The sequence below is a fragment of the Nocardioides koreensis genome (assembly GCF_039531775.1).
In the GTDB taxonomy this organism is placed as follows: Bacteria; Actinomycetota; Actinomycetes; order Propionibacteriales; family Nocardioidaceae; genus Nocardioides; species Nocardioides koreensis.
Window position 1 is genome coordinate 1 of sequence record NZ_BAAAQR010000022.1, and the last position, 5,578, is coordinate 5,578.

Genomic DNA, 5,578 nt, shown 5'->3' on the forward strand with positions numbered 1-5,578 from the left:
GCGTCTGATTCTTGAGAACTCAACAGTGTGTCATAGTCGACGAATTAGTTTGTTATGCCCCGTCTTCTGTGGTCTTTGGATCATGGGATACGGATTTCTTTGGTAAGACAATGATTCTGGCGATAACTCGTAAGAGTTGAAGCTGGTTGTTTGTTTTGTCAGGCATCTCTTTTTCCGCGGCCGCCTTTTTGGGGTGGTTGTGGTGTTGTTTTTCAACGGAGAGTTTGATCCTGGCTCAGGACGAACGCTGGCGGCGTGCTTAACACATGCAAGTCGAGCGGAAAGGCCACTTCGGTGGTACTCGAGCGGCGAACGGGTGAGTAACACGTGAGTAATCTGCCCTTCACTTCGGGATAGCCCTGGGAAACTGGGATTAATACCGGATACGACCGATGCCTGCCTGGGTTGTCGGTGGAAAGTTTTTCGGTGGAGGATGTGCTCGCGGCCTATCAGCTTGTTGGTGGGGTAATGGCCTACCAAGGCTTCGACGGGTAGCCGGCCTGAGAGGGTGACCGGCCACACTGGGACTGAGACACGGCCCAGACTCCTACGGGAGGCAGCAGTGGGGAATATTGGACAATGGGCGGAAGCCTGATCCAGCAACGCCGCGTGAGGGATGACGGCCTTCGGGTTGTAAACCTCTTTCAGCGGGGACGAAGCGAAAGTGACGGTACCCGCAGAAGAAGCACCGGCCAACTACGTGCCAGCAGCCGCGGTAATACGTAGGGTGCGAGCGTTGTCCGGAATTATTGGGCGTAAAGGGCTCGTAGGCGGTTTGTCGCGTCGGGAGTGAAAACCATGGGCTTAACTCATGGCTTGCTTCCGATACGGGCAGACTAGAGGCATGCAGGGGAGAACGGAATTCCTGGTGTAGCGGTGAAATGCGCAGATATCAGGAGGAACACCGGTGGCGAAGGCGGTTCTCTGGGCATGTCCTGACGCTGAGGAGCGAAAGTGTGGGGAGCGAACAGGATTAGATACCCTGGTAGTCCACACCGTAAACGTTGGGCGCTAGGTGTGGGATCCATTCCACGGGTTCCGTGCCGCAGCTAACGCATTAAGCGCCCCGCCTGGGGAGTACGGCCGCAAGGCTAAAACTCAAAGGAATTGACGGGGGCCCGCACAAGCGGCGGAGCATGCGGATTAATTCGATGCAACGCGAAGAACCTTACCTGGGTTTGACATATGCCGGAAACACCTAGAGATAGGTGCCCTTTTAGTCGGTATACAGGTGGTGCATGGCTGTCGTCAGCTCGTGTCGTGAGATGTTGGGTTAAGTCCCGCAACGAGCGCAACCCTCGTCCTATGTTGCCAGCACGTCGTGGTGGGGACTCATAGGAGACTGCCGGGGTCAACTCGGAGGAAGGTGGGGATGACGTCAAGTCATCATGCCCCTTATGTCCAGGGCTTCACGCATGCTACAATGGCCGGTACAAAGGGCTGCGATGCTGTAAGGCGGAGCGAATCCCAAAAAGCCGGTCTCAGTTCGGATTGGGGTCTGCAACTCGACCCCATGAAGTCGGAGTCGCTAGTAATCGCAGATCAGCAACGCTGCGGTGAATACGTTCCCGGGCCTTGTACACACCGCCCGTCACGTCACGAAAGTCGGCAACACCCGAAGCCGGTGGCCTAACCCCTTGTGGGAGGGAGCCGTCGAAGGTGGGGCTGGCGATTGGGACGAAGTCGTAACAAGGTAGCCGTACCGGAAGGTGCGGCTGGATCACCTCCTTTCTAAGGAGCACACGCCCCGCGCACCCGCCGAATGAGTGGGTGGCACTGGTGGTGTTCACTAGTGGAATCGTCGATGAAGGACCCCCTGGTGGGTCGTGGCCGTCTCAGTACTGCCGGCGAGCTCTTGAGCTCGTGGGTGTGGAACCTGGTGGTTGCGGTCTGGTGGGGTGGGGTTGGCACACTGTTGGGTCCTGAAGGATCAGGCCCCCCGCGCATCGTGCGGGGTGTTGAGTCTTCTGGGCCTCCTTGGGGGATGCCGCACCGGTTGGGTGGGGTGGTCCTGCTTGGTGGGTTTGTTGTTTGAGATCTGCATAGTGGACGCGAGCATCTTGCACCGATGCCGCTCATGGCCCGGGCCCCGTTGAGGGGTGGTGGGTGGTGGGGGTGTTGGTGCGTGTCTTTGTAGTAGTTGTTGTCGTGTTGTGTTTGTGAGACAAGCTATGAAGGGCACATGGTGGATGCCTTGGCATCAAGAGCCGATGAAGGACGTAGGAGCCTGCGATAAGCCCTGGGGAGTTGGCAACCGAGCTGTGATCCGGGGGTGTCCGAATGGGGAAACCCAGCTGGAGTCATGTCCAGTTACCCGCGCCTGAATATATAGGGTGTGTGGAGGGAACGTGGGGAAGTGAAACATCTCAGTACCCACAGGAAGAGAAAACAATAGTGATTCCGAGAGTAGTGGCGAGCGAAATCGGATGAGGCCAAACCTCGTGCGTGTGATACCCGGCAGGGGTTGCGTATGGGGGGTTGTGGGAGCATTCAGGTCCGTCTGCCGGCGGTCCGGGCAGTAAGAAACTCATCTGGAAGTTGAAGTCCATTGGAAAGTGGCGCCGTAGAGGGTGATAGCCCCGTAAGTGTAAGAGATGAGCTGCCGAGTGTTTTCCCAAGTAACACGGAACCCCTGAAATTCCGTGTGAATCTGGCGGGACCACCCGTTAAGCCTAAATACTCCTTGATGACCGATAGCGGACAAGTACCGTGAGGGAAAGGTGAAAAGTACCCCTGGCGGGGAGTGAAATAGTACCTGAAACCATGTGCCTACAATCCGTCGGAGCGAGAGCTTGCTCTTGTGACGGCGTGCCTTTTGAAGAATGAGCCTGCGAGTTTGCGTTGTGTTGCGAGGTTAACCCGTGTGGGGAAGCCGTAGCGAAAGCGAGTCCGAACAGGGCGGTGGAGTAGCACGATCAAGACCCGAAGCGAAGTGATCTATCCATGGGCAGGTTGAAGCGTCGGTAAGACGACGTGGAGGACCGAACCCACTTAGGTTGAAAACTGAGGGGATGACCTGTGGATAGGGGTGAAAGGCCAATCAAACTTCGTGATAGCTGGTTCTCCCCGAAATGCATTTAGGTGCAGCGTTGCGTGTTTCTTGCCGGAGGTAGAGCACTGGATAGCCGATGGGCCCTACCAGGTTACTGACGTTAGCCAAACTCCGAATGCCGGTAAGTGAGAGCGCAGCAGTGAGACTGCGGGGGATAAGCTCCGTAGTCGAGAGGGAAACAGCCCAGACCATCAGCTAAGGCCCCTAAGCGGTGACTAAGTGGAAAAGGATGTGGAGTCGCAGTGACAACCAGGAGGTTGGCTTGGAAGCAGCCACCCTTGAAAGAGTGCGTAATAGCTCACTGGTCAAGTGATTCCGCGCCGACAATGTAGCGGGGCTCAAGTCATCCGCCGAAGCTATGGCATTCACGCAATAATCTAGCCTTCGTGGTTCAGGTGTGTGGATGGGTAGGGGAGCGTCGTGTCGCGAGTGAAGCTGCCGAGTGATCGAGTGGTGGACGCGACACGAGTGAGAATGCAGGCATGAGTAGCGAATGAGGAGTGAGAAACTCCTCCGCCGAATGATCAAGGGTTCCAGGGTCAAGCTAATCTGCCCTGGGTAAGTCGGGACCTAAGGCGAGGCCGACAGGCGTAGTCGATGGACAACGGGTTGATATTCCCGTACCGGCAAAGTAGCGCCCATGACGAACCCGGTGATGCTAACCATCCGAAACTCGGGTGACCGGACCCTTCGGGGCGAGGCGCCCGGGCGTAGCGTGGGACCCGAACTGGTAGTAGTCAAGCGATGGGGTGACGCAGGAAGGTAGTCCAACCGTACCGATGGTTGTGTACGGCTAAGCAGGTAGGGCGGGATCCAGGCAAATCCGGATCCCTGACTTGAATGTCGGGCCTGAGATGTGATGGGGAGCCCAATGGGGCGAAGTGGATGATCCTATGCTGTCGAGAAAAACCTCTAGCGAGCTATGCGCCGCCCGTACCCCAAACCGACTCAGGTGATCAGGTAGAGAATACCAAGGCGATCGAGCAAACCATGGTTAAGGAACTCGGCAAAATGCCCCCGTAACTTCGGGAGAAGGGGGGCCGGATCCGTGAACGCCCTAGCGGTGGGAGCGGTGATGGCCGCAGAGACCAGGCCCAAGCGACTGTTTACTAAAAACACAGGTCCGTGCGAAGTTGTAAGACGATGTATACGGACTGACTCCTGCCCGGTGCTGGAAGGTTAAGGGGACGAGTCAGCCACTTCGGTGGCGAAGCTCAGAACTTAAGCCCCAGTAAACGGCGGTGGTAACTATAACCATCCTAAGGTAGCGAAATTCCTTGTCGGGTAAGTTCCGACCTGCACGAATGGAGTAACGACTTGGGCGCTGTCTCAACCGTGGACTCGGCGAAATTGCACTACGAGTAAAGATGCTCGTTACGCGCGGCAGGACGGAAAGACCCCGGGACCTTTACTATAGTTTGGTATTGGTGTTTGGTTCGGCTTGTGTAGGATAGGTGGGAGACTGTGAAACCTCGACGCCAGTTGGGGTGGAGTCAACGTTGAAATACCACTCTGGTCGTACTAGATGTCTAACCTAGGTCCGTTATCCGGATCAGGGACAGTGCCTGATGGGTAGTTTAACTGGGGCGGTTGCCTCCTAAAATGTAACGGAGGCGCTCAAAGGTTCCCTCAGCCTGGTTGGCAATCAGGTGTTGAGTGTAAGTGCACAAGGGAGCTTGACTGTGAGACAGACATGTCGAGCAGGGACGAAAGTCGGAACTAGTGATCCGGCGTCGGCATGTGGAAGCGACGTCGCTCAACGGATAAAAGGTACCCCGGGGATAACAGGCTGATCTTCCCCAAGAGTCCATATCGACGGGATGGTTTGGCACCTCGATGTCGGCTCGTCGCATCCTGGGGCTGGAGTAGGTCCCAAGGGTTGGGCTGTTCGCCCATTAAAGCGGCACGCGAGCTGGGTTTAGAACGTCGTGAGACAGTTCGGTCCCTATCCGCCGCGCGCGCAGGAAACTTGAGAAAGGCTGTCCCTAGTACGAGAGGACCGGGATGGACGAACCTCTGGTGTGCCAGTTGTCCCGCCAGGGGCACGGCTGGTTAGCTACGTTCGGAAGTGATAACCGCTGAATGCATCTAAGCGGGAAGCACGTTTCAAGATGAGGTTTCCCACCGAAACAATCGGGTAAGGCCCCCAGCAGAACACTGGGTTGATAGGCCGGAGGTGTACAGCAGTAATGCCCAGCCGACCGGTACTAATAGGCCGAGGGCTTGTCCCACACACACATCACCACAACACACCCACAGAGTGATGGTGCCCGCGTCCACTACGCAGTTCCCAACCAACAAACCACGTCTGTTGGCATGCCGGAACAAGAACAACCAGCACCAGATCAACTACATAGAGCTTGGAGACACCCCCACCACAGTCGTGGGTGCGTGTGACTCCGCCAGAGTTACGGCGGCCATAGCGAAAGGGAAACACCCGGTCCCATCCCGAACCCGGAAGTTAAGCCTTTCAGCGCCGATGGTACTGCAACCGCGAGGCTGTGGGAGAGTAGGACGCCGCCGGAC

Annotated in this window: 3 rRNA genes; all 3 read left to right on the plus strand. The window is 56.8% G+C overall.

Annotated elements, in window-relative coordinates:
- Window positions 1–212 precede the first annotated feature (212 nt).
- The 3 genes from ABD268_RS22695 (at window position 213) to rrf (ending at window position 5,578) form a co-directional block, all read left to right on the plus strand.
- A 16S ribosomal RNA gene (locus ABD268_RS22695) occupies window positions 213–1,731 on the plus strand.
- A gap of 431 nt (window positions 1,732–2,162) precedes the next feature.
- Window positions 2,163–5,283: ribosomal RNA gene (locus ABD268_RS22700) — 23S ribosomal RNA — on the plus strand.
- Window positions 5,284–5,461: 178 nt separating this feature from the next.
- A 5S ribosomal RNA gene (gene rrf / locus ABD268_RS22705) occupies window positions 5,462–5,578 on the plus strand.
- Together the 16S, 23S and 5S rRNA genes form the textbook arrangement of a ribosomal RNA operon.